A 23,626-nucleotide genomic window follows, 5' to 3' on the forward strand; every position below is an offset into this window, starting at 1 on the left:
AATCCCCTATCATAAGATTATCTTTTAACTCATAATAATCATTGAGGCAAAATCATTGGTTGCTTTTTGTTGTTCCCTACGATTTTGTTTCTTAGTTCTTGTTAAGACGCAAAGCTTACATATTCAGTTCCAAGTTTTCGCTGACTTTGCTTCTACAATTTAGGGAAAAGGATATTTTACACCTACATTTTTTACTGAAAAACAAAAAACTCCATTTGATTGGAAAAATTTCCAAACCATATGGAGTTATTCCTTATTATAATAATATATAATTAAATTTTTATAATTATTTAAAAAACACACATTGCGTTGTCAAATGAATAGCACTAAAGTATTACTGATTTTTAATGAATTATACAAATTATTCATCCTGTTTTTTTTAGTATTTTTGTAATTTCAAGAAAATACCAACTTTTATTTAAATTTTATATGTAATTCATCTAATTGGGTACTGTCAATAGGTGATGGAGCATCTATCATAACATCTCGGCCACTGTTATTCTTAGGGAAGGCGATGAAATCACGAATTGTTTCCTGTCCGCCTAATATAGCTACCAAGCGGTCAAAACCAAATGCCAATCCGCCGTGAGGAGGAGCTCCGTACTTAAAGGCGTTCATCAGGAAGCCAAACTGTGCTTCTGCCTGCTCGGGAGTAAATCCTAACAAGCCAAACATTGTAGCTTGAAGCTCTTTGTCAAAAATACGGATAGAACCCCCTCCAATTTCGTTCCCATTAAGTACTAAGTCGTAAGCATTGGCTCGTACTTGGGCTGGATTAGTTTTTAACAAGGGAATATCCTCAGGTTTTGGCGATGTAAACGGATGGTGCATCGCGCGGTAACGTTGCGACTCTTCGTCCCATTCCAATAAGGGGAAATCAACTACCCATAGCGGTGCGAATTCATTCGGATTACGTAACCCCAACCGTTCGGCGAGTTCCATACGCAATGCCGAAAGCTGTCCGCGTACCTTAGTAGCTTTGCCTGAAAGAATGCAAATCAGGTCGCCAGGGGCTGATTCGGTGCGTTCTGCCCATTTTTTAAGGTCTTCTTCGGTGTAAAATTTATCCACAGAAGATTTGAACGACCCGTCTTCATTGCATTTAACATACACCATTCCGCTTGCTCCTACCTGCGGACGTTTGACCCACTCAATAAGAGCATCTATTTCCTTGCGTGTATAGGTGTTTGCTCCAGGTACAGCAATTCCTACGACCAGTTCAGCATCATTAAACACCTTGAAATCACGATGCTGAGCGATGTCATTCAGCTCACCGAACTTCATACCAAAACGAATGTCGGGCTTGTCATTACCATATGTCTTCATCGCTTCGGCGTACGTCATACGAGGAAACGTATCAATATGAACGCCCTTTGTTTCTTTCAGAAGGTGCTTCGTAAGTCCTTCGAACGTCCGAATAATATCTTCTTGCTCTACGAATGCCATTTCGCAGTCGATTTGCGTAAATTCAGGCTGACGGTCAGCACGTAAATCCTCATCACGAAAACATTTTACGATTTGGAAATACTTGTCAAGCCCACCAACCATTAAAAGTTGCTTGAAGGTTTGGGGAGATTGTGGCAGTGCATAAAATTCGCCCTCATTCATACGCGATGGTACTACGAAGTCTCTGGCTCCTTCGGGGGTTGATTTTATCAGTACGGGGGTCTCAACTTCTATAAAGCCTTCGCCAGAAAGGTAATTACGAACCTGCATTGCTACTTGGTGACGGAAAATCAGATTGTTGCGGACAGGAGTACGACGAATGTCTAAGTATCTGTACTTCATACGGATGTCCTCGCCACCGTCAGTATTGTCTTCTATGGTGAATGGAGGTAACTCCGATTTGTTTAGGATAACCAATTCCAATACCAAGATTTCCACTTCTCCCGTTGGGATGTTGTTATTTTTGGATTCTCGCTCGATGACTTTTCCTTTTATTTGGATAACATCTTCCCGCGAAAGGGTCTGCGCTTTTTCAAAAACACTCTTCTGAGTACGTTCTTCGTCAAAAATCAATTGTGTGATTCCGTATCTATCACGGATATCGACCCAAACCATAAATCCTTTGTTACGAGAACGTTGCACCCACCCGCTGAGGGTAATTTCTTTATTTACGTCTGAAAGGCGAAGCTCGCCACAAGTATGTGTTCTAAACATAGTTTACTTTTTTTTGCAAAAATAAATATTTATATGTAATCTGTACTATTCTGACGGTTTTTTCTCTTCTAATTGGTTTTCTGCTGAAATTTTGTCCTTAAATTTGTTATACAAGAATGAAATCAGCAATAACAATACGCCTAAACTGATGAATACAATAATCTTTGAAATCGTATTCAGATGCGAAATATCATAGAAGAATAGTTTCACGAGTGTAACGCCAAACAACACAATTGAGGCTATACGCAAGTGCTTTTGATGTTTGAAAATTCCGATGCAAATGAGTGCCAATGAGTAAAGCCCCCAAAGTATGCTCAATCCTAATTTGAAAACCGACTGATTTCCTTGTAATGCTAACCACGTAATCAGTTCATTACTGAGAAAAATTAGCACAATTCCATAGGTAGTCAGTAATATTACTTCTTTGATTCTGCGGTAGATAGGCATCATAAAATCTTGTTTGATATATTTCCAAAGCATCAAAATTGCTAAGGCAATCATTGCAAAAAAGATATAACGAATACCCACATATCCCCACGAAGGAGGAAAATAGTCTATATGACTGGGAGTTATGTACTCATCTCGAAGTTCGCCCAAAACTACCAACCCTGCTGTAAGCGAAAATAGGAATGCCCACCCAAACAAAACCAAGTTACTGATTCCCAATATTTTGTTTTTCACTTTGAATATATTTACCACAGCCATCATCACCACAAATAACACTGAATACATAATTAAAACGATGGTTTTAAACAAATTAACAACTGGATTATAGACCTCATTTTGTATGTCTTCGGAAGTAACTTTAATAACCGAATTTTCAAACCAATGATAAAATATTAACGCAATTTCTTTATAGAAAGTAAGATAAGTAACGATAATCAAAAGGACAGAAAAGATATATTGAAGCGTTAAATTCCATTGTTTTTCAGTTTTTTCGGTAATATATTTCACTGAAAAGTACAAAATTGCAAGATATGTTCCTGCAACAGCGAGTTTTGCCCAAAAATAGATATTCAAAAAAGGTTTTTCGATATGATTATTGTCAATAAACAGCGTTATGAAAGACAAAATACTCAACATAACCGAAAAATAATCAAAAAAAGAAATGTTTTTCGTTCTTCCAATCCAAAAAAGCACAGCAGCTTGTACTGCCCACAACAACGGAATCCATTTTCCTTCAAACTCTATCGGAATGGCAATGGCTACAAACATAATCGACAAACCTAAGGTTACGGCATATATTATTGTATTAGCTTGATGACGAATTTTTATAAGATAATTTACCCCAAAATGCACAACAGCATTCCATAAAGTAAAGGTACTCAATAGATTATCATTGTTCTCCATTAGTATGATAGCTCCTGCACCAAAGTATAAAAATGAATTCAAAAACAGGAATCCCGTTTCTTCAAAAAGAACTTTTTTGTTTTGGAAAATACGATTGATAATAGCAACGGCATAAAATTGTTTGAAAAACAATGTAGCCATCGTTATTAACACCCAAGTTTGTGTTTTATATTCAAACACTAAAAATAATAAAATGAGCCACGTAAATCCAAAGGCCATATAAAAAGGTGATTTCCAATCTTTTTTGATTGAAACCCAAAGAATTCCTCCGTTGATTAGTCCTATATAAATCAGTAAAGCCAAAATATTTCCCACACCTGATGACAACAAAAACGGAATTGCATACGCTCCCACAAGTCCAATAACCGCAATCACCGACCTATTATACGAAAACGCTGCGAAAACAGTATATGCTGTAAAAAAGACCATCAATAGAAAGGCTAAGAAAAATGGAATCAATCCATAAAGGTCATAAGCGAAAAAGGTAATGAAATAGGCAATTGCCATAGCTCCACTGACCAAAACCGAGCTATATCCTTCATATTTAGCCCGTAAACGATAGCCTAAAAACAACAATCCGCCACTGGTTACATATCCTAAAACAATTCGCATTGAAGGGCTAATCAAGTTATTTTCAATGGAATACGTAATCCCATAGAAAACCCCGATAATCAAAATCAAAATCCCGATTTTGTTTATCCAACTCTCTCCAATGATTTTTTCTAAATCTGATTTTTGCTTTGGAGTAGCGAGTTTGGAAGACGTATCATCTGTTTGATTACGGAAATCATTGATTGATGAAACAAGGTGCGGTTCTTCTGTAAATTGTTCATTTTCAACCAAAACGACATTTTTTGCTTTATCAATTATTTCTGGTGAAGTCAATGAAATTCCTTCTGCCGAATTTTCGGTAGTCCGTAGTGAATTAGCTTCTAGAACTGCTCCTTTTTGCAAGTTTGCTAATTGCTTAACATCTTCTGAAATATGTTGTAACTCTTCATTAAGCAATCGTTGCTTTTCAGAAAGAGCCTCAATTCTATGGAGTAATTCGTCTATTTTTGAGATATTTTTTTTCATAGATAATTTATAGTTTGGCAAAGATAAAAAAAATACATCTAAAATTACTGAAAAAATGAATTTTTTTGAAATAAAATCAATAGACTTAAAAATGAATTCATCTTGATTTTTTTATTATTCTTAAATTTTCTCAAACCCAAAACTATAAAAATGAGATAATTAAAACCAACCCAGCTACTTACATTTGTATCAAAGTGATTTTAAATCAAATGAAAACTATCCTTTCATATAGAATACCGTCGTATTACACCTTGTCGATTTAGATAGATATAAGCTATTTGTGGTCTTTACTCTTTTCCGTGCTGGATATTCCCCCTCTTTACTTTTTTTGTAGGAGTTTGACGTCCGTCAAAACACAACTCGAAGGGTCTAATTTTAATTTATTTTTTGCCGTATATTATTATTACAAGGGTTTATTTTAATATTTTGTATCATAAAAATATAAATACTTTATTTGTTTTCAAAAAGTCAAGATAAGTTCAAAAATAATTATCTCACAAAATCGCATCTTTAATGGAATTTAAGAATATCAAACAAAAAATCCTCAGCAGAGTGGTTCTCTACTAAGGAATTACTTTGAAAATTTATTATTTTTATTATCTTTTTTGGTATGTGGTAATTGTAGTAATTGTTACATTATTATCTTGCTCCACTAAGGTCATCGTAAGTATATTATGATTTAGATAAAAGGTAAACTCCTCACTTTCTCCTTCATCCGTTTCGATAAGTTTATTGTCTGAAATGACGTATGTAGCAATATCATCACCCAAAGATGTACAAACTCCATTTTGCATTTCTGATTCAATTCGGTTAATAGTTTTTTCAGTAAAAACCAATGTTTCTTTCTTTTTGCAATCCGAAAGGGCTTGAATAGAGCCATTTATCGTTTTAGTTTGAATATCCCATATTCCGATTAGAGGATTTTGAACTTTATCATATACAACTATATATCCACCATTTGAAAGGGTTAGAATATTTTCTTTAACAGAAAAATTCCCTGTTTCCTCTGTTCCTGTCTTTCCATTGATAAATGTGAGTTGATTTCCTTTGATAGAAAAAACTCCATATCCTTCCTCTTTTTTACACCCCGTTCCATAAACAGAATAATGTATTCTTGTGTATGTTTTATCTGATTTAAAAACATAACTATCCTGTTTATTACAATCATTAAGTAAATTATTACCATTTTCTGTTTCAGATTGTAACTTCCATTCGCCTATAAGTTGGTTAATGTCATTTTGGACATCTTGTGTATCTCCATCACTTTTACTACACGAAACCAATGCTATGCCAGCTATTAAAGCTAACGTTAAAAATTTTTTCATTGTTAAACTTGTCTAAAAACTGGGGCAAAGATAGATGTTTTTATTTATCTTGCAAAAAAATATTTAAAATAATTAAATTTTTCAAAAACCACTCTGTTTTTGAAAATTTCATATTGATATTCAGTGAGGAATAATAGACAACGTACTAAATCCTGAACCTTTCTGTTTTAGCTGAATTTGTGTAGAAATACGCTCTTTGAGCGCCTCTACATGGCTGATAACTCCTATCATTTTATCACTTTCTTGTTGCAAACGTTCCAACGTGTCTAAGGTTTGATCAAGGGTTTCTGGGTCAAGTGTTCCAAAACCTTCGTCTATAAATAAACTACTGATTTTCACATTATTAGAAGCTAAATCAGACAAAGCAAGAGCCAAAGAAAGACTTAATATAAAAGTTTCTCCACCCGACAAAGTTTTGACTGAACGTCGTTTTTGCCCCATATCTTTATCAATAATCACTAAGCTATCATCTTCATTTTCAAAAGGTTGTGAAAGAATATATCGAGGGGAAAGCCGTACTAGTCTTCGATTTGCAAGTTGAATTAACTGTTGAAGTGTTAAATCTTGTGCAAACTGATTGAATTTTGCTCCTGTAGCATCACCAATTAACATATCTAACAAACGCCAAGAACGATTTTTTTCAATTTCTTGCTTTATTTTTTGCTCTAATTCATCTATTTCTTGCTGATTTTGGTCATTATTTCGTAAAATAAACCTTATTTCTTCAATATTTTTGTTGATTTCTTTATTTTTTATATATTTTTGTTCTATATTTTGCACTAAATTCTCCATTGATTCTACAATATCCTGATTTTTAACTTCTTGAAAATCAGTATCAAGTATTTCCTTTTGTGTTTGTAAAGTTTTAATAGCGCCTTCTAACTCTTGTTTTTCTTTCATTAACTGATTAGCTTCTTCAAAAGGAAGACGTGCAGAAAGAGCCTCAGTTATTGATGCAAAATTTTGAACAAACACTTTACTATTTAGCTCATCATCAAGTTGTTTTTTCTGATTTTTATATATGGCTTGATTGACTTCCAAGTCTTTTATTTGCTGCCGATTTATACTTATTTTAGCTTGTAAATTATTCCAAAAAGATTGATACGTGCTTATTTTTTCATTTACATTGTATTTTCCAATCTTTTTTTCTAACTTCGCTCCTATTTCAATTCCTATTTGTATGATTTTCAAAATATTATTAACAATAGGTAAACTATTTTGCAACGATTTAAATTGTGTATCTAACTGCTCATATTTTTTTAATAATTGTATTTTTTCTTCATTTGCACTTTGTAATTTTTCCCAATTATCCGTTAATTGATAAGTCAAATAATCGTTTGAAAATTTTTTCTCTTTTTCTAAAATTTCTTCATTAAGTATAAATATTTCCGAATTTAATGTTTTAATTGTAGTATTTGTTATTGACAATTCACTTTCTTTGACCACTAATTTTTTTTGCAGGTTTTCTAATTCTTTTTCTTGATTAAAAATCTGTTCAGATAGTGTATCTTTTTCATTATCAGGCATATTACTCCAAGGATGGTGTACCGAACCACACAAAGGACAAGGCTTACCTTCTATTAGTTGTGAGCGATGTGCTTCTAGCGATTTTTTCAAATCTGCATTTTCCTTTTCAATACGGAGATATTTTAAAGCTTTACTTTGAGCTTCTTGTTGGATTTTGAGCGTGTTTATTTCTGTTGGAAAAGAAAAAATATCAGCTTCCAATTGTGCTATTTTTTGCTGTTTTTCTATAACAAATTGATGTTTCTGTAAAATATCAACTGCTATTTTTTCTGCTTTTTGTATTGATTTGATTTGCTCTTGTAAAAGAGTTATCTCTTGTTCAATTTCTTGTAGATTATATCCATATAATTGTGTTTTGAACGTCGTTTTTTCATTGTGATATATTTCAATTTTTTCAACTAAAGAACGTTTCAATTCTGTGAAATTTGTTTTCCCATCAATCTCAATATACAAAGGTTTAAGTAAAGACGAAAGTAGTAAAGTTTGATTGCGAAAATCGAGTTGTTTTTCTGATTTTTGAGCTTGTAGAGTAAGAATTTCTTGTCTGAAAGCTTCCATTTCTTCACTTAATTGAGTTTCGTTACACTTTTTTTGAATAAAACTTTGCACTTCAATTAAAAAATTTGTTTTCTTCACAAAAAAATCATCTTTTTCTGATTTTTTTTGCAATAATTTGTTATTATTTTGTTCTAAAAGTTCTGTAATATTCTTCCATTGTAGTAAATCTTCTGAAAATGATTCAGTTTTCTTGTGTAATTCTAATCTCTCCCCTTTTTTTTGTTGAAAAATATTTAATTTTTCTATTTTTTGATTTATTTCTACCTCAATATCAGCTATTTTTTGAAGAATTTTAGTTAACTTTTCTTTTACAGCACGTTGATTTTCAAGTATTGATAATTCTTTTTGTAGTTCTATAAGAGCAGTATCATTATGTATAAGTTCTTGTTTTTTAGACAGATACAACTCCTTCGGAAGTATTTTTTGTTGAAATAATAGTTTTGAATCTTCCAGAGATTTCAAACGAATTTTGGATTCTTTGTTTTTCTCAAAAGCCATTTTTCCTAATATTCGATAGATTTCGGTTCCAGTTATTTGTTCCAAAAGAGCACTTCTTTCTTTTTTGCTTACCTTTAAAAAAAGAGCAAAATCACCCTGTGCTAACATAACGGATTTGATAAATTGTTCGTATGAGAGCCCTATATTTTCGGCATTGGCTTTAGGAATATCTTGCCTATTTTGACCTAGTGGAGTCCCGTGAATATCATAAAGTTGCATTTGTATATTATCAATCGTACCTGTTCGTTTAATACGAATTGACCATTCTGATATAAAAACTCCTTTGGGACAATGATACATGACTCTTGCATATGCATCTGTTTTTCCGTGAGTTATGATTGCACCATTTTTTTGAATTTCATTCGGACTTATTTTAAACATTCGAGGCATTTGATTATATAGAGCCAGCGAAATAACATCTAAAATTGTGCTTTTTCCACTTCCTGTGGCTCCGGTTATGGCAAATAGATTCGTTTGAGTGAAACGTTTATCTTCAAAATCAATTGTATGTTTGCCTTCCAAAGAATGTATATTCTTAAATGAAATTTTTAAAATTTTCATAAACCTGTAAAACTATTACTTATCTAAACTATACAAAAGAACTTTGCCAAAGTAATACCTTGACAAAGTTTTTTTAGAAATTATTGATATTTAAAACTTAGTTATTCTTTCTCGTTGTTTTTCTTAACCATTTCTGCAATTTGATTTGAAGCAGCAAATGAAGTTATCATATTATTAAGCATTTCAGTACCTACTTGTGGAGAATTAGGAAGTAAAATTAGATTACTATTATTATCTTGCCCGATAGATTGTAACGTATCATAATGCTGAGTAACTACAATCAATGCAGAGGCTTCTTGTGAGCTAATACCAACTTTATTAAGTACATCAACACTTTCTACAAGTCCGCGAGCAATTTCACGCCGTTGGTCTGCAATACCTTGTCCTTGTAGTCGCTTACTTTCGGCTTCTGCTTTCGCTTTCTCAACTATCAAAATACGTTGAGCATCTCCCTCGTATTGAGCAGCAACTTTCTCTCTTTCGGCAGCATTGATACGATTCATCGCCGACTTCACTTGCGAATCGGGGTCAATATCAGTAACAAGTGTTTTGATAATATCATATCCATAAGTTTCCATTGCTTCTTGTACTTCGCGTTTTACAGCTATCGCGATATCATCTTTTTTAACAAAAACATCATCCAAACGCATTTTAGGAACTTCGGCACGTACAACATCAAATACGTAACTTGTTATCTGGTCGTGTGGATATTCTAATCGATAAATAGCATCATACACTTTATCTTTGATAACTACGTATTGTACCGAAACTTTAATTTTGACAAACACATCATCAAGTGTTTTAGTCTCAACAATAACATCTAATTGCTGAATTTTCAGACTGATACGAGCTGCCACTTTGTCAATAATAGGTATTTTTAGTTGCAAGCCCGAATGACGTATGCTTTGAAACTTGCCAAAACGTTCAATAGAAACTGCTGTTTGCTGTTTCACTGTAAAAAATAATGAGAATAGAAGAAAAGCTCCTATCACAATAAATACAATAGTAACTGGATCTAACATAAAAATTGATTTTTAAAATTATGAGGGTAAAATTACATTTTTTTTTTGAATGAAAAAAATATTTTAATGAAAACTTCGTTTTAAAAAAAAACACCTATCTTTGCACAATGAAATTTTCTTTTAAAAAACATAATTTACTGATGAGAAAAAATATTCTTTTACTTCCTTTGCTTTTTTTTATATTGTTTGCTTCATGCAGTTTTACTAATAAAAAATTTGAAAATCCTAACAAAGACAAGCTTCTTTTGGAAACTTTCTTGTACATAGTAACTAACGGACATTATGAACCAAAAGAACTTAATGACGAGTATTCTAAAAAAGTTTTCAAAGAGTATTTAAATCAATTAGATGGACAAAAACGTTATTTCTTACAATCAGATTATAATGAGTTCAAGAAATATGAAACTCAACTTGATGATGACTTGAAGAAATTAGATGTCTCCTTCTTCGACCTGACTTATAATCGACTTTTGCAACGAATGCAAGAAGTTGAATCTACTAACAAAACTATTTTCAAAAAATCTTTTGATTTTTCCAAAATAGAATCTATTGATGTTGATTATGAAAATCTTGCTTATGCTAAGGATAAAAATGCCTTAAAAGAACGTTGGCGTAAAATTGCTAAATTTTCTACCTTAGCTAATTATGAAACCAAACTAAAAGAAGAACAAAACAAAAAGGAAAAAGACCCCAATTATAAATCTAAGCCTGACAATGAACTGAAAAAAGAAGCCGAAGAGCTTACTCAAAAAACTTTTGATGAGATATTCACTTCTTACAAAGACTTGCTTCGTGATGATTGGTTTGGTATTTACTTAAATACTTTTGCAGAAGCATTAGATCCTCATTCGGGTTATATGGCTCCTGACTTAAAAGAACGCTTTGATCGTGATATGTCAGGAAAATTTGAAGGCATCGGAGCTCAACTTCAAAAAAAGACAGAAGGTATACGTATTTCTGACATCATTATGGGAGGTCCGGTTTGGAAAGGAAAACTTCTTGAAGTTGGAGACCTTATTCTCAAAGTAGGCGAAGGAGACAAAGCTCCTGTTGATATAATAGGTATGCGCTTAGACGACGCTGTAAAGTTAATTAAAGGACCAAAAGGTACCGAAGTTCGTCTAACTGTTAAACGTGTTGATGGGGCTATTGAAGTAGTGTCTATAATTCGTGACGTGGTCGAAATAGAAGAAACTTATGCCAAATCAGCTTTAATAAAAGAAGCGAACCACACATACGGAATTATCAACTTACCAAAATTTTATATTAACTTTGATGATTACAAAGAAAGAAATGCTGCCTCAGATATGGCTCTTGAAATAGCCAATCTTAAAAAATCAAATGTTGATGGAATTATCCTCGACCTTCGCAATAACGGAGGCGGTTCTCTTAAAACAGTAGTTGATATAGCTGGACTTTTCATCAAAGAAGGACCTATTGTACAAGTTCGTGCAGCTAATGGAGCGATTGAAGTTCTAAAAGATAAGGATAAAAACATACATTGGGACAAACCACTTGTTATTTTAGTTAATGAACTTTCGGCATCAGCTTCTGAAATTTTAGCAGCAGCCATGCAAGATTATCAACGAGCTATTGTTATTGGCAGTAAGCAAACGTTTGGAAAAGGAACCGTACAAACAATGCTTGATTTGAACAAATATGTTCGTAATAGTTCTTTCGATTTGGGAGCACTCAAGCTTACAATGCAAAAATTTTATAGAATAAATGGAGGTTCTACACAACTCCAAGGTGTAGAAAGTGATATAATTATCCCCGACAAATACGCCTATATTAAAGTAGGCGAACGAGATATGAACAATCCACTACCTTGGGATAAAATAAAATCTGCTCAATATTCTCAATGGACAAACAATACAAATTTTGCAAAAGCTATCGAAAATAGCAAAAAACGTATTGCCGATAATCCTAAATTCAAAATTATTGACCAAAATGCACAATGGATTGAAAAACAACGCCAACAGAAAACCTATCCTTTAAACTATATTGAATACAAAAAACAAATAGAAAGTGATGAGGAATACTCCAAACAACTAAAAACAGAACTTGATTACAAATCAAACTTAGTTTTTATTTCTTTACCAAGTGAAGAAGAATTGGTTAAAACAAACGAAGACCTAAAACTAAGACGCGATCGTTGGTTTGAAACCTTACAAAAAGACCTTTATATAGATGAGGCTGTCAATGTACTGAACGATTTATTAAAATAATTTAGTATCATACTTTTAATTTTAATACCTTTGCCAAAGAGTTTAAATCTTTGGCTTTTTATTTTGAATGAGAAGTTTTTGGAATATTTTTAGTTTTAGTTATATTATTTTATGCGGAATCGCATCTATTTTTGCTTATATTTTGGCACCTGATAATTCTCGGAATGCTAATACAATGCACGTATCTATACATTCTAAGCCTCCTCTGTTTTCAGTCGAAATGCTTTGTCTTCCTACGAATCATATTCCTCATTGGCAAGATTATTGGATAGGAAGTCAAACGATGCATACAGAAATTCCTCTGAAAAGCTATTCTACAAACGAAAAAGGTATCATTTACACAATTTATCAGCCTAACGGAAGCGGTGGAGAGCAACAATTCATATCTTTTGGCAAATTCCCAGAAGAAAATTCATCAAATATTCTCCAAAAATACATTCAAAAACGAACATTTTGGTTAGGAACAGACAAATATGGGCGCGATATGCTAAGCCGTATGCTTATAGGTGCTCGTATTTCATTCGTAATTGGTTTTATTGCCGTTATCATTTCTTTGTTCTTAGGCATTTTTATGGGGGCTTTAGCAGGTTTTTATGGAGGTAAAATAGACCAATGTATCCTGTGGGTAATCAATGTGGTTTGGTCTATTCCTACTCTTTTATTAGTAATTGCTTTATCATTGGCTTTAGGCAAAGGTTACTGGCAAGTATTTGTAGCCGTGGGACTTACAATGTGGGTTGAAGTAGCTCGAGTTGTTCGTGGACAAATACTGAGTATCAAGCAGCAACAATATGTAGAAGCTGCTCGCATACTTGGTTTTTCTAATTTTCGGATTATTATTCGACATATTCTACCCAATATTATCGCTCCTTTGATAATTATTTCAGCATCAAATTTTGCCTCGGCTATTCTTATAGAAAGTGGTCTTAGTTTCCTAGGAATTGGCGCACAACCACCAACACCAAGTTGGGGAGGAATGATTAAAGATCATTATAATTATATTATCTTAGGTAAGCCTTTTTTAGCAATTATTCCTGGTATTGCTATTCTCCTTTTGGTTCTTTCATTTATGCTTTTAGGAAATAAACTACGTGATATTTTAGATGTAAAAAACTAATTTATCAGTAAATTTATTTAAATTATTAGATTATTTCAAAAAATTAAACTACTTTTGCGCTTTAATTTAAAAAATTTAATCTAGGTTATGAAGCGTAAAATTAATTTTGGAAATGGATTAGCATTACTTCCTCTTATCATATTTATTAGTATTTTCCTGAGTGCAGGACTTATCACAGACGATTTCTATTCACTACCTGCTCCTATTGCCGTTCTATGTGGAATTATAGCAGCCTTTATTTTATTTTCCTACAATATTTCCATTAGTGATAATATCAAAGTTTTTATAAAAGGTTGTGGAAATAACAATATATTAACGATGTGTTTGATTACTTTGCTTGCAGGAGCTTTTGCAGTAATGACCAAAGAAATAGGAGCTGTCAATGCAATTGTTCACATTGCACAAAAATATCTGTCCATACAATTTCTATACGCAGGCGTATTTATTCTGGCTTCTTTCTTATCATTTTCGTCAGGAACTTCTACTGGAACAATCACTGCTCTTGCTCCTGTTGCTTCGGGTTTTGTTATTTTTCCTGAAATAAATGCCTCACTTATTGCTGCATCACTTTTGGGAGGTGCTATGTTTGGGGACAATCTTTCTTTCATATCTGACACAACTATCGCTGCCACACAAACACAAGGCTGTCATATGAAAGATAAATTTCGTATCAATGTACGTATAGCACTTCCTGCATCATTGCTAACTATCGGAGTACTTACTTTCATTGGAATATCTCTTCATCAATCAACTAATTCATTCTCAGCAGAAAATATTTCTATCGAATGGATAAAAATTGTACCTTATTTGTTAGTCATTATACTGGCATCGACAGGAACTAATGTTTTTGTTACGCTTTTCTTAGGGATTTTAGCTTCGGGAGCTATTGCTTTTTGGGAAAATACAATGAATTTACTTTCGTTTTCTCAAAATATTTATGCTGGTTTTACTCAAATGAATGAAATTTTCTTAGTATTCTTGCTTATGGGGGGACTTACGTATATGATTGAAAAAGAAGGTGGTATTCAATTTTTGATGGATAGTATGTCGCGGTTTATGACTTCTAAACTACGAGCCAAAACAGGAATTGCTTTCTTAGTTGGAACTATTGATTTTGCGATTGCTAATAATACAATTGCCATTATTACATCAGCTCCCATAGCACGAGAAATCAGTAATAAATTTGGTATTTCACCTGCTTATACAGCTTCTATACTTGATATTAGCTCGTGTATCGTACAGGGATTTGCTCCTTTTGGAGCACAAATGTTACTACTTCTCAAACTAATACAAACCGATATCACATACCTTGATATTGTTGCACAATCTTACTATATTTGGATTTTGCTCGTAACAACTATATTTTATTTTTCTTTTATTTCATCTAAAATAAAGAAAAAAGAACTTTTTGTGTCCTAAGTTTTTGCTATTTATTTTTTTTTATATATTTTCGCACTCAAATTATTTAACAAATGAATATTACTTCCGAAAATATATTGCTCATAGGCTCATTACTTCTATTTTTAAGTATTATTGCTGGAAAAACCTCATACAAATTTGGTGTTCCAACACTTATTTTATTCTTAGGAGTTGGGATAATGGCTGGCTCGGAGGGATTTTTCTTCAAAATACATTTTGACAATCCAAAATTAGCTCAATTTATTGGTATTGTATCGTTGAACTTCATTCTTTTTTCAGGAGGTTTAGAAACTCGTTGGAAATCGATTAAGCCTGTACTATCACAAGGAATAGTTCTTTCAACATTGGGCGTTTTTTTAACTGCAATTTCATTAGGATTATTCGTTTGGTATATCACTAATAATTTTTTCGAATACAAATTCTCGCTCTTTGAGAGTTTGTTACTTGGTTCTATTGTTTCCTCAACAGATGCTGCCGCAGTTTTTTCTATTTTACGTTCCAAAAGTTTAGACTTAAAAGACAATTTGCGCCCAACCTTAGAGCTCGAAAGTGGAAGTAATGACCCAATGGCTAATGTTCTAACAATCACATTTTTAACTTTGGTACAAATACCTGACCAACCTTTGGGTGGGCTTATACTAATGTTCCTTCAACAAATCGTACTGGGAGGTGCTTTTGGATTTGCTTTTGGAAAAATCAGCCATCGGATTATTAACAAAATACACCTTAGTTTTGAAGGACTATATCCTGTGCTTGTAATCGTGCTAATGTTTATCACTTTTTCAGCAACTGACATGTTGGGAGGCAATGGATTTTTAGCCATATATGTCTGTGCTGTGTATCTAGGCAATCAAAATTTTATTCACAAAGGAAGCGTTCTAAAAATGTTTGACGGATTGGCATGGCTGATGCAAATTGTTTTATTCTTAACCTTAGGACTTCTTGTAACTCCAAGCCAAATTATACCTCTTATAGGAATTGGGTTGTTTATCTCAGTTTTTTTAATGGTGATTGCTCGCCCATTAAGTGTTTTTTTAAGTACGATACCTTTTAAAATGAGTTTTGCTCGCCGAAGTTATATTTCGTGGGTTGGGCTTCGTGGTGCTGTACCTATCGTTTTTGCTACCTATCCACTTTTAGCAGGTATAGACAAGGCAAATATTATTTTCAACTTGGTATTTTTCATTTCGGTTACATCGGTTCTGATACAAGGAACAACACTCTCTCCTGTTGCTAAATGGTTTGGAGTTGCCGAGTTTGAAACAACCGAAAACATTGAAAATCCAGCCGATGCCATTATGGCAGAATATCCCAGAACAATAATGCGAGAGATTGCCATCGGACAAGATAGTACAACTATAAGTAAAATGGTTGTTGAACTTCCTTTTCCAAAAAATGCTATTATCGCTATGATAAAACGTGCTGACAAATACATAACTCCGAATGGCTCTACCAAAATAAAACCCAATGATATTCTGATTGTTATTTCTGATACAATAGCAGGAATGTGTGAAGTATATGATGCTTTGGAAATTATTCGCCCTGATGATTTAGCAATCCCTGCCAATGAATAAATTTAGATTTACTTTTTACAAATTAAATGTTTGAAATAAAATAATTTTATTTCAAACATTTTTTTATTATAAATACTTCATTTTTGTATAAAAATCACCCTCCGAAGAACTAACTTTCCTTTTTTTGTATAAAAATCCTCTGAAATTATTTTCAAATTCATTTAAAAATATTTTTTAATTTCTGTAAAAATATTTTTTTTACAAAAAAAACACTCAAAAAACACTCATTTACTATAATATATTTCAACTTTTTCATCAAAAAAAAGAAAGTTTAAAAAATATTTTTGTATTTCTAAAATTATTTTTAGATTTGCCTAAATTTTTTACTAACTAATATTTATCAAAAAATGAAAATACTTTTTACAACCGTTTTTATTCTTTTTATGGGCAATCTTTTTGCACAAAATGCCATTTTGAAAGGAACTATTACATCAAATGGAAACCCCATACAAGGAGTTAATGTAATTATCCAAAATCAATATCGAAAAACAGGAGTCAGCTCCTCAAAATCAGGAAATTATGAAATCAATCTTCCCGAAGGAACTTATCAAATAATCATTTCGGGGTTGGCTTTACAAACTATTTCTGACCAAGTTACCCTCATTGCTAATCAGACCGAAATTCGCAATTATACAATGAAAGAAGATATACTTGGGCTTGACCAAGTGGTTGTTACAGGGACAAATCAGTCAATTCCACACTTCATTGCGCCGATAGTTGTCAGTAAGATTTCAGGAAAAGTTTTCGAAACGACACAATCACTTAGTCTCTCAGAAGGATTACGATTTACTCCAGGACTTCGCACGGAGACCAATTGTCAAAATTGTGGCTTTAATCAACTACGTATCAACGGATTACAAGGGACTTATTCACAAATCTTAATCAACGGAAGAGCTGTATTTTCGTCCTTAGCAGGTGTATATGGACTTGAAATGATACCTGCAAATATGATTGACCGCATTGAAGTTGTAAGAGGTAGTGGTTCAGCAATTTACGGAGGAAATGCCATAGGTGGTACTGTTAATATTTTGACCAAAGACCCCATAGACAATACGTTTTCTATCGGAAATAATTTATCCTTATATAAAGGAGAAACTCCCGACAATACATTATTTACGAATGCCTCTGTTGTAAGTGATAAATTAGATAAAGGTATGAATATTTTTGTATATCAACGAAATAGAGCTCCTTTTGATGCTAATCAAGATGAATATTCAGAAATTACCAAACTCAAAAATACAACTTTTGGAGCAGATGCTTTCTGGAATATTTCAGACAGAAATAAAATAAAATTCAATTTGAATTCTATACAAGAATTTCGACGAGGTGGAAACAAATTTGACCTTCTTGCTCACGAATCAGACATTACAGAACAGCTTGAACATAGAATAATTGGAGGTGATTTATCTTTTGAACATCTTTCAGCAGATTTTTCACACAAATTATCTTATTACGTTTCTGCACAACATACAAACCGAAATAGTTTTTATGGTGGTGGTTTAGGAAAATCCATTGACCAAGACCAATTTAACTCTCTCTCAAACGAAGACAAAGAAACCTTCTTTGGGGCATTAGCTTCTTATGGAAAATCTGAAGGACTTGTCGGTGTAGGAGGGGTACAATATAATTATGCTATCAATCCGCAATGGAATTTGTCACTGGGAACAGAATATAAATACGATAAAGTTGATGATCAAGCCAATGGACACGGAAGAAGCATCAATCAAAATGTGAAAACTTACGGGAATTATGCACAATTGGAATGGAAACCAACTGACGCTCTCACCTTTCTTGCAGGAACTCGTTACGATTATATTGATATAAAAGGAACTTATACCTACCGAACCATCGCTCAAAATGCAGATAAAACACTTTCTAAATTTGTTCCTCGATTTACTGCAATGTATGCTTTGGGCGATAACTGGAAACTACGAGCTACTTATGCACAAGGATACCGAGCTCCACAGGCTTTTGACGAAGATTTACATACTGATGTTTTGGAAGGAAATGTCATTTTTGTAGAATTGGACAAAGACTTAAAACCTGAATATTCTGATAGTTTTACTGCCTCTGTCAATTATACACAAAAAGAAGGCAATACACAAACGAATATTATCTTAGAAGGGTTTTATACACAGATTAAAGATGCTTTTTTTGATGAAAAACAAAATATTTCTTCCTCAGACAATATTATTCGAAAATTGAAAAAAAATGCCACAGACAATTTGGGCGTTTTAGGTATAAATGCAGAAGTTAACTTTGCTTTTGGCAACAAAATTATTTGGCAGACAGGCATTACAATACAATCATCTCAGTACTCCGAGCCACAATCATTATGGACAAATGAAGATGACCCTAATGACAAACGCGAAGTTCTATCTAAATATGTAATGAAAACGCCTAATATTTACGGATTTACTAATTTTACATATACTCCAATTTCTAATGTAAGTCTTTCTTATTCAGGTATTTTCACAGGACAAATGTACGTTCCACACGTTGTTGAAGAATCTGGTTTTCAAGTCATTACAAAATCTCCTTCATTTTATGAACAAAATATACGAGGTGCTTATAATTTCAACTTGAAAAATAATTCAAAAATAGAATTGTCTATGGGAGTTCAAAATATATTTAACAATTATCAAAAAGATTTCGACTCTGGCAAAAGCCGTGATGCCGATTATATATATGGCCCACAACGTCCTCGTACATATTTTATGGGAATTACTTATAAATTAAATTGATTTTTTTTAGATTTGTTTGTTTTAAAAATCGTAAAAGTAAAATCTTTTACGATTTTTTATTTTTTTTCTTGAAAAAATTGTAATTTTGTCATTATTTTTTTCAAAATGAATATTTTAAGAAGAAACAGACGTTTGAGAACTAACGAAGTTATCCGAAGTTTAGTACGAGAAACTGTAATTACTCCCAATGATTTTATTGTACCTTTATTCATTGTTGAAGGCAAAGGTATTAAGGAAGAAATCCCTTCAATGCCCAATTATTTTCGATATAGCTTAGATTTGTTAGAAAAGGAAATCAAAGAATTATGTCTATTGGGACTAAAATCCGTTTTGCTTTTCGTGAAAGTTCCTGACAATCTGAAAGATAACAAAGGAACTGAAGCACTCAATCCGAATGGACTTATGCAACGAGCTATTGATTGTATAAAAAATGCTGTACCGCAAATACTTGTTATGACCGATGTGGCTCTTGACCCATATTCGATTTTTGGTCATGACGGAATTATCGAAAACGGACAAATAATAAACGACCCAACTGTCGAAGTGCTTTCACAAATGGCTCTTTCGCACGCACAAGCTGGTGCTGATTTTGTAGCACCAAGTGATATGATGGACGGACGTATTTTATCTATACGTAACACACTGGATAATAACAATTTAACCAATATTGGGATCATGGCATATAGTGCCAAATATGCTTCGGCTTTCTATGGTCCGTTCCGTGATGCTCTGGATAGCGCTCCCGTTGATGTTCAGAATATTCCAAAAGATAAAAAAACATATCAGATGGATTATGCCAACCGAATAGAAGTCCTTCGGGAAGTCGAGTCTGATATCGAAGAAGGAGCCGATATTGTAATGGTAAAACCTGGTTTATGCTATCTAGATATTGTTCGAGAGGTCAAAAATTGTGTAAATGTACCTGTATCTGTATATCAAGTTTCGGGAGAATATGCTATGATAAAAGCGGCCTCAGAAAAAGGTTGGCTTGACCATGACGCTGTGATGCTCGAACAAATATATGCCATAAAACGTGCTGGTGCAGACCTTATTGCAAGTTATTTTGCAAAAGATGTTGTCAAATTACTTTAAAGCCGATTTTTATTCCGCAATGGAACAATAAAGTATGCTAATTTCATATCAAAACAATTCAATAATCAACAAATATTGAGTAAAACATTTATTTTTTATACTATATTTTATTTATTATGAAATAAAATGAGAAAAAATTGTTTTTTTTATTGTATTCTTTATAAAATTTTATCATCATATAATCATAAAAAAATCGTTATGAAAAATATAATAAGAGCTTTATTTTTTAGTTTTGGTAGTTTTTTTTTAGTTTCTTCTAAATTTTATGCACAAACTAAATCTTTTTTAGACAGCATTTTCGAAAATCCTTCGGTACAAGAAATCAATCGTTTACCTATGCGTAGTCATTATTTTCCTTTTGAAAATAGTGAAAAAGCCCAGAGTAAAGATTACAAATCATCAAATCGATATATTGATTTGAACGGCAAGTGGAAATTTCTCTGGAAAGAAGATTACAAACAACTACCCCAAAATTTTTTCAATACAACGTATAATGATACTGAATGGGGAGATATAGAAGTTCCTGCTATTTGGGAAGTAAATGGTTATGGCGTACCTATTTATGTAAATCCTTTCTACGAATTTGCAATGAAAAATCCGAATCCGCCAGATATTCCTGATAGTATTGCACAACCTGGTGGATTATATCGAAAAGAATTTACAATTCCTTCCCAATGGCAAAATGAAAAAATATATCTACACTTGGGAGCTGTTAAATCTGCATTTAAACTCTATATAAATGGAAAATTTGTGGGTGTTGGGAAAGATAGTAAGCTCCCTTCTGAATTTGATATTACAAGTTACGTTACAATAGGAAAAAATCAGATTGCTATGGAAGTGAGACGTTGGTCTGATGGAAGTTTTTTAGAAGCTCAAGATATGTGGCGCTTATCTGGAATTACACGCGATTGTTACATTTATGCTCGCCCACAGGTACATTTGTATGATATTAAAGCTCAACCAAGTCTTACTAATGGTTATTCCGACGGAAATCTTAATCTATTTGTTCAAATTTGGAATGAAACTAATGAAAATAAGAAAGATTATACACTTCAAGCACATTTATTTGACAATTTGAACCAAAGTATATGGCAACAAGAACAAAATATTGTACAATTACAACGAAAAAAAGGCAAAACTGAACTTCATTTTCAAGCTATTATCCCTTTTATAAAACAATGGAGTGCCGAAATTCCTAATCTGTATCGATTAGAAATTATACTCAAAGATAATAAACAACAAATTACCGAAGTTGTAAATCTTAAAATTGGATTTCGTAGTATTGAGATTAAAGGAAGTGATTTGTTAGTTAATGGAAAACGTATTTTTATTAAAGGAGTTAATCGGCACGAAACCGACCCATATACAGGACAAGTTATAAGTAAAAAAAGTATGGAGCAAGATGTTCGTTTAATGAAAACTCTAAACCTAAATAGCGTACGTACTTCACACTATCCTAATGACCCTTATTTTTATGAGCTTTGTGATCAATACGGTTTATATGTTATGGACGAAGCAAATGTAGAAACTCACGCAATGGGATATCACCCCGACCGGACTCTTGCCACAGACCCTATCTGGGAAGAAGCACATACCTCACGTGTTCGACGTATGTATGAACGAGATAAAAACTTTCCAAGTATCATTATATGGAGCTTAGGGAATGAAGCGGGTAATGGTTGGAACTTTTATCAAGCGTACAAACAATTAAAAGGTTTAGACCCTATACGCCCTATTCATTATGAATTAGCTCATTATGACTGGAATACTGACATTGAATCTCGTATGTATCGTAGAATTCCTTTCTTAATAAATTATGGATTATCTCACCCTAAAAAACCTTTTTTACTTTGTGAATACGCACACGCAATGGGAAATAGTATCGGAAATCTTCAAGAATATTGGGACGTTTTTGAAAATTATCCTGGTCTGCAAGGTGGATACATCTGGGATTGGGCTGACCAAGGTATTTTCAAAAAAACAAGCTCTGGGCAAACAATTTTAGCCTACGGAGGAGATTTCGGTGATAAAAATATACCAAGCGATAATAACTTTCTCATAAACGGAGTAGTTGCCTCGGATAGAAGTTTGCACCCGCATTCTTTCGAAGTTCGCAAAGTTTATCAAGAAATTGGTTTTGACTTCAAAGAAGACAAATTACTGATTGAGAATAAATACTTCTTTCGTGATTTATCAAATTTTACTTTTAGCTGGAAACTTCTGAAAAATGGTGTTTCATTCAAGCAAGGAATTATCAAGAATGTAACTATATTGGCTCGTAATAAAAACTATTATTCGCTACCTATTTCTTCTTTATTAGATAACAAAAACGAATACTTTTTACAAATCGAAGCATCTCTAAAAGAAAAAGAAGGTTTATTACCCGCCAATACACCTCTTGCCTTTGCTGAATTTCAGTTAAATTCTTATCAAAAACCTTTATATGAAGTTGATACAACGCCGATTATGGTTCAAAATTCTGACAAAGAGATTATATTAAAAAATAAAAATTTTTTGGCGACCTTTTCAAAAGAAAAAGGAAGACTCATCACATATAAAACTTCCAAAAATATATTAGAAAGCGATGGATTATTCTTAAATTTATGGCGACCTGCTACAGATAATGATTTTGGAGCAGGATTACCTGAAAAACTGAAAAACTTACGCTATGTTGACCAAAATGCAAAAATAGAAAACATTGAAATTACGAATCTGAATGATGGACAAAAACAAATTCTCATCTCTAAAAAATTATTAAATGAAAGTATTTCATTTGTACAAACTCTTACCTTCGACGGAAAAGGAAGTGTATTGATAAATAATTCACTCACTCCTTTAAAAGAAAGCCAAGAGCTAACATTCAAGATAGGAAATCACTTAACTCTTTCCAATGATTTTGTCTACATAGAATGGTATGGACGAGGTCCTTGGGAAAATTACGAAGACCGAAAAACAGCATCATTTGTAGGGCTTTACAAAGGAACTATTGATGAACAATATCATCAATATGTACGCCCACAAGAATCAGGTAATAAAACCCAAGTTCGTTTTGCAAAATTACTTCGCAAAGATGGTAGTGGATTTTTAATTCAATCCGAATCTAATTTACTCAATATAAACGTATTACCATACAGCCCTGCATCTCTTTATCCTGGCGAGCAAAAAGGACAAACCCATTCAGCAGAACTTATAAAAGACCAATACATTCATTTGGATATAGACCTACGTCAATTAGGGCTTGGAGGCGATAACAGTTGGGGAAATTTTCCTATGGAAAAATATTTATTATACTTACATAGACCCTATTCGTATTCTTACCGAATTATCCCAATTAAATAAAATTATATCTATAAAAAAGGGAATTGCTTATCTAA

Annotated in this window: 12 protein-coding genes; 7 read left to right on the forward strand and 5 right to left on the reverse strand. The window is 32.8% G+C overall.

Going from position 1 to position 23,626, the window contains the following annotated elements; translation table 11 throughout:
• Positions 1–414: 414 nt before the first annotated feature.
• The 5 genes from aspS to OO775_RS02475 all read right to left on the reverse strand — a co-directional run bounded on the left by aspS (position 415) and on the right by OO775_RS02475 (position 10,078).
• Positions 415–2,160, reverse strand: a complete 1,746-nt coding sequence (gene aspS, locus OO775_RS02455; protein WP_264845423.1) for an aspartate--tRNA ligase — start codon at positions 2,158–2,160, stop codon at positions 415–417.
• Between the two features lie 45 nt (positions 2,161–2,205).
• On the reverse strand, positions 2,206–4,587 hold the full coding sequence (locus tag OO775_RS02460; protein ID WP_264845424.1) for a DUF2339 domain-containing protein: 2,382 nt from the start codon (positions 4,585–4,587) through the stop codon (positions 2,206–2,208).
• A gap of 596 nt (positions 4,588–5,183) precedes the next feature.
• Positions 5,184–5,912 (reverse strand): lipocalin-like domain-containing protein, encoded by a 729-nt coding sequence (locus OO775_RS02465; protein ID WP_264845425.1) that lies wholly within the window; start codon positions 5,910–5,912, stop codon positions 5,184–5,186.
• Positions 5,913–6,032: 120 nt separating this feature from the next.
• Positions 6,033–9,056, reverse strand: a complete 3,024-nt coding sequence (locus OO775_RS02470) for an SbcC/MukB-like Walker B domain-containing protein (protein ID WP_264845426.1) — start codon at positions 9,054–9,056, stop codon at positions 6,033–6,035.
• A gap of 101 nt (positions 9,057–9,157) precedes the next feature.
• A complete protein-coding gene (locus tag OO775_RS02475; protein ID WP_264845427.1) occupies positions 9,158–10,078 on the reverse strand; it encodes an SPFH domain-containing protein in 921 nt (306 codons plus the stop codon).
• Between the two features lie 140 nt (positions 10,079–10,218).
• On the opposite strand from OO775_RS02475, the gene OO775_RS02480 reads away from it, so the two are divergent.
• The 7 genes from OO775_RS02480 to OO775_RS02510 all read left to right on the forward strand — a co-directional run bounded on the left by OO775_RS02480 (position 10,219) and on the right by OO775_RS02510 (position 23,591).
• Entirely contained in the window at positions 10,219–12,306 is a 2,088-nt protein-coding gene (locus OO775_RS02480) for a carboxy terminal-processing peptidase (RefSeq protein WP_264845428.1), read from the forward strand.
• 67 nt (positions 12,307–12,373) lie between these two features.
• Positions 12,374–13,423: an ABC transporter permease gene (locus tag OO775_RS02485; protein WP_264845429.1), complete on the forward strand. Its 1,050-nt coding sequence runs from the start codon at positions 12,374–12,376 to the stop codon at positions 13,421–13,423.
• Positions 13,424–13,510: 87 nt separating this feature from the next.
• On the forward strand, positions 13,511–14,842 hold the full coding sequence (locus tag OO775_RS02490; RefSeq protein WP_264845430.1) for a Na+/H+ antiporter NhaC family protein: 1,332 nt from the start codon (positions 13,511–13,513) through the stop codon (positions 14,840–14,842).
• A 53-nt stretch (positions 14,843–14,895) separates the two neighbouring features.
• Positions 14,896–16,416, forward strand: coding sequence for a potassium/proton antiporter (locus OO775_RS02495; RefSeq protein WP_264845431.1), 1,521 nt, complete (start codon positions 14,896–14,898; stop codon positions 16,414–16,416).
• A 347-nt stretch (positions 16,417–16,763) separates the two neighbouring features.
• Positions 16,764–19,160 (forward strand): TonB-dependent receptor, encoded by a 2,397-nt coding sequence (locus tag OO775_RS02500; RefSeq protein WP_264845432.1) that lies wholly within the window; start codon positions 16,764–16,766, stop codon positions 19,158–19,160.
• Positions 19,161–19,265: 105 nt separating this feature from the next.
• A complete protein-coding gene (gene hemB / locus OO775_RS02505) occupies positions 19,266–20,252 on the forward strand; it encodes a porphobilinogen synthase (protein WP_264845433.1) in 987 nt (328 codons plus the stop codon).
• A 198-nt stretch (positions 20,253–20,450) separates the two neighbouring features.
• Entirely contained in the window at positions 20,451–23,591 is a 3,141-nt protein-coding gene (locus tag OO775_RS02510; protein WP_264845434.1) for a glycoside hydrolase family 2 TIM barrel-domain containing protein, read from the forward strand.
• Positions 23,592–23,626 lie beyond the last annotated feature (35 nt).

Source organism: Capnocytophaga catalasegens (genome assembly GCF_026005215.1).
Classification (GTDB): Bacteria; Bacteroidota; Bacteroidia; order Flavobacteriales; family Flavobacteriaceae; genus Capnocytophaga; species Capnocytophaga catalasegens.

Coding starts and splice junctions, on each gene's coding strand:
- aspS (WP_264845423.1), bottom strand. CDS start 2,160: ATGTTTAGAACACATACTTGTGGCGAGCTTCGCCTTTCAGACGTAAAT.
- OO775_RS02460 (WP_264845424.1), bottom strand. CDS start 4,587: ATGAAAAAAAATATCTCAAAAATAGACGAATTACTCCATAGAATTGAG.
- OO775_RS02465 (WP_264845425.1), bottom strand. CDS start 5,912: ATGAAAAAATTTTTAACGTTAGCTTTAATAGCTGGCATAGCATTGGTT.
- OO775_RS02470 (WP_264845426.1), bottom strand. CDS start 9,056: ATGAAAATTTTAAAAATTTCATTTAAGAATATACATTCTTTGGAAGGC.
- OO775_RS02475 (WP_264845427.1), bottom strand. CDS start 10,078: ATGTTAGATCCAGTTACTATTGTATTTATTGTGATAGGAGCTTTTCTT.
- OO775_RS02480 (WP_264845428.1), top strand. CDS start 10,219: ATGAGAAAAAATATTCTTTTACTTCCTTTGCTTTTTTTTATATTGTTT.
- OO775_RS02485 (WP_264845429.1), top strand. CDS start 12,374: ATGAGAAGTTTTTGGAATATTTTTAGTTTTAGTTATATTATTTTATGC.
- OO775_RS02490 (WP_264845430.1), top strand. CDS start 13,511: ATGAAGCGTAAAATTAATTTTGGAAATGGATTAGCATTACTTCCTCTT.
- OO775_RS02495 (WP_264845431.1), top strand. CDS start 14,896: ATGAATATTACTTCCGAAAATATATTGCTCATAGGCTCATTACTTCTA.
- OO775_RS02500 (WP_264845432.1), top strand. CDS start 16,764: ATGAAAATACTTTTTACAACCGTTTTTATTCTTTTTATGGGCAATCTT.
- hemB (WP_264845433.1), top strand. CDS start 19,266: ATGAATATTTTAAGAAGAAACAGACGTTTGAGAACTAACGAAGTTATC.
- OO775_RS02510 (WP_264845434.1), top strand. CDS start 20,451: ATGAAAAATATAATAAGAGCTTTATTTTTTAGTTTTGGTAGTTTTTTT.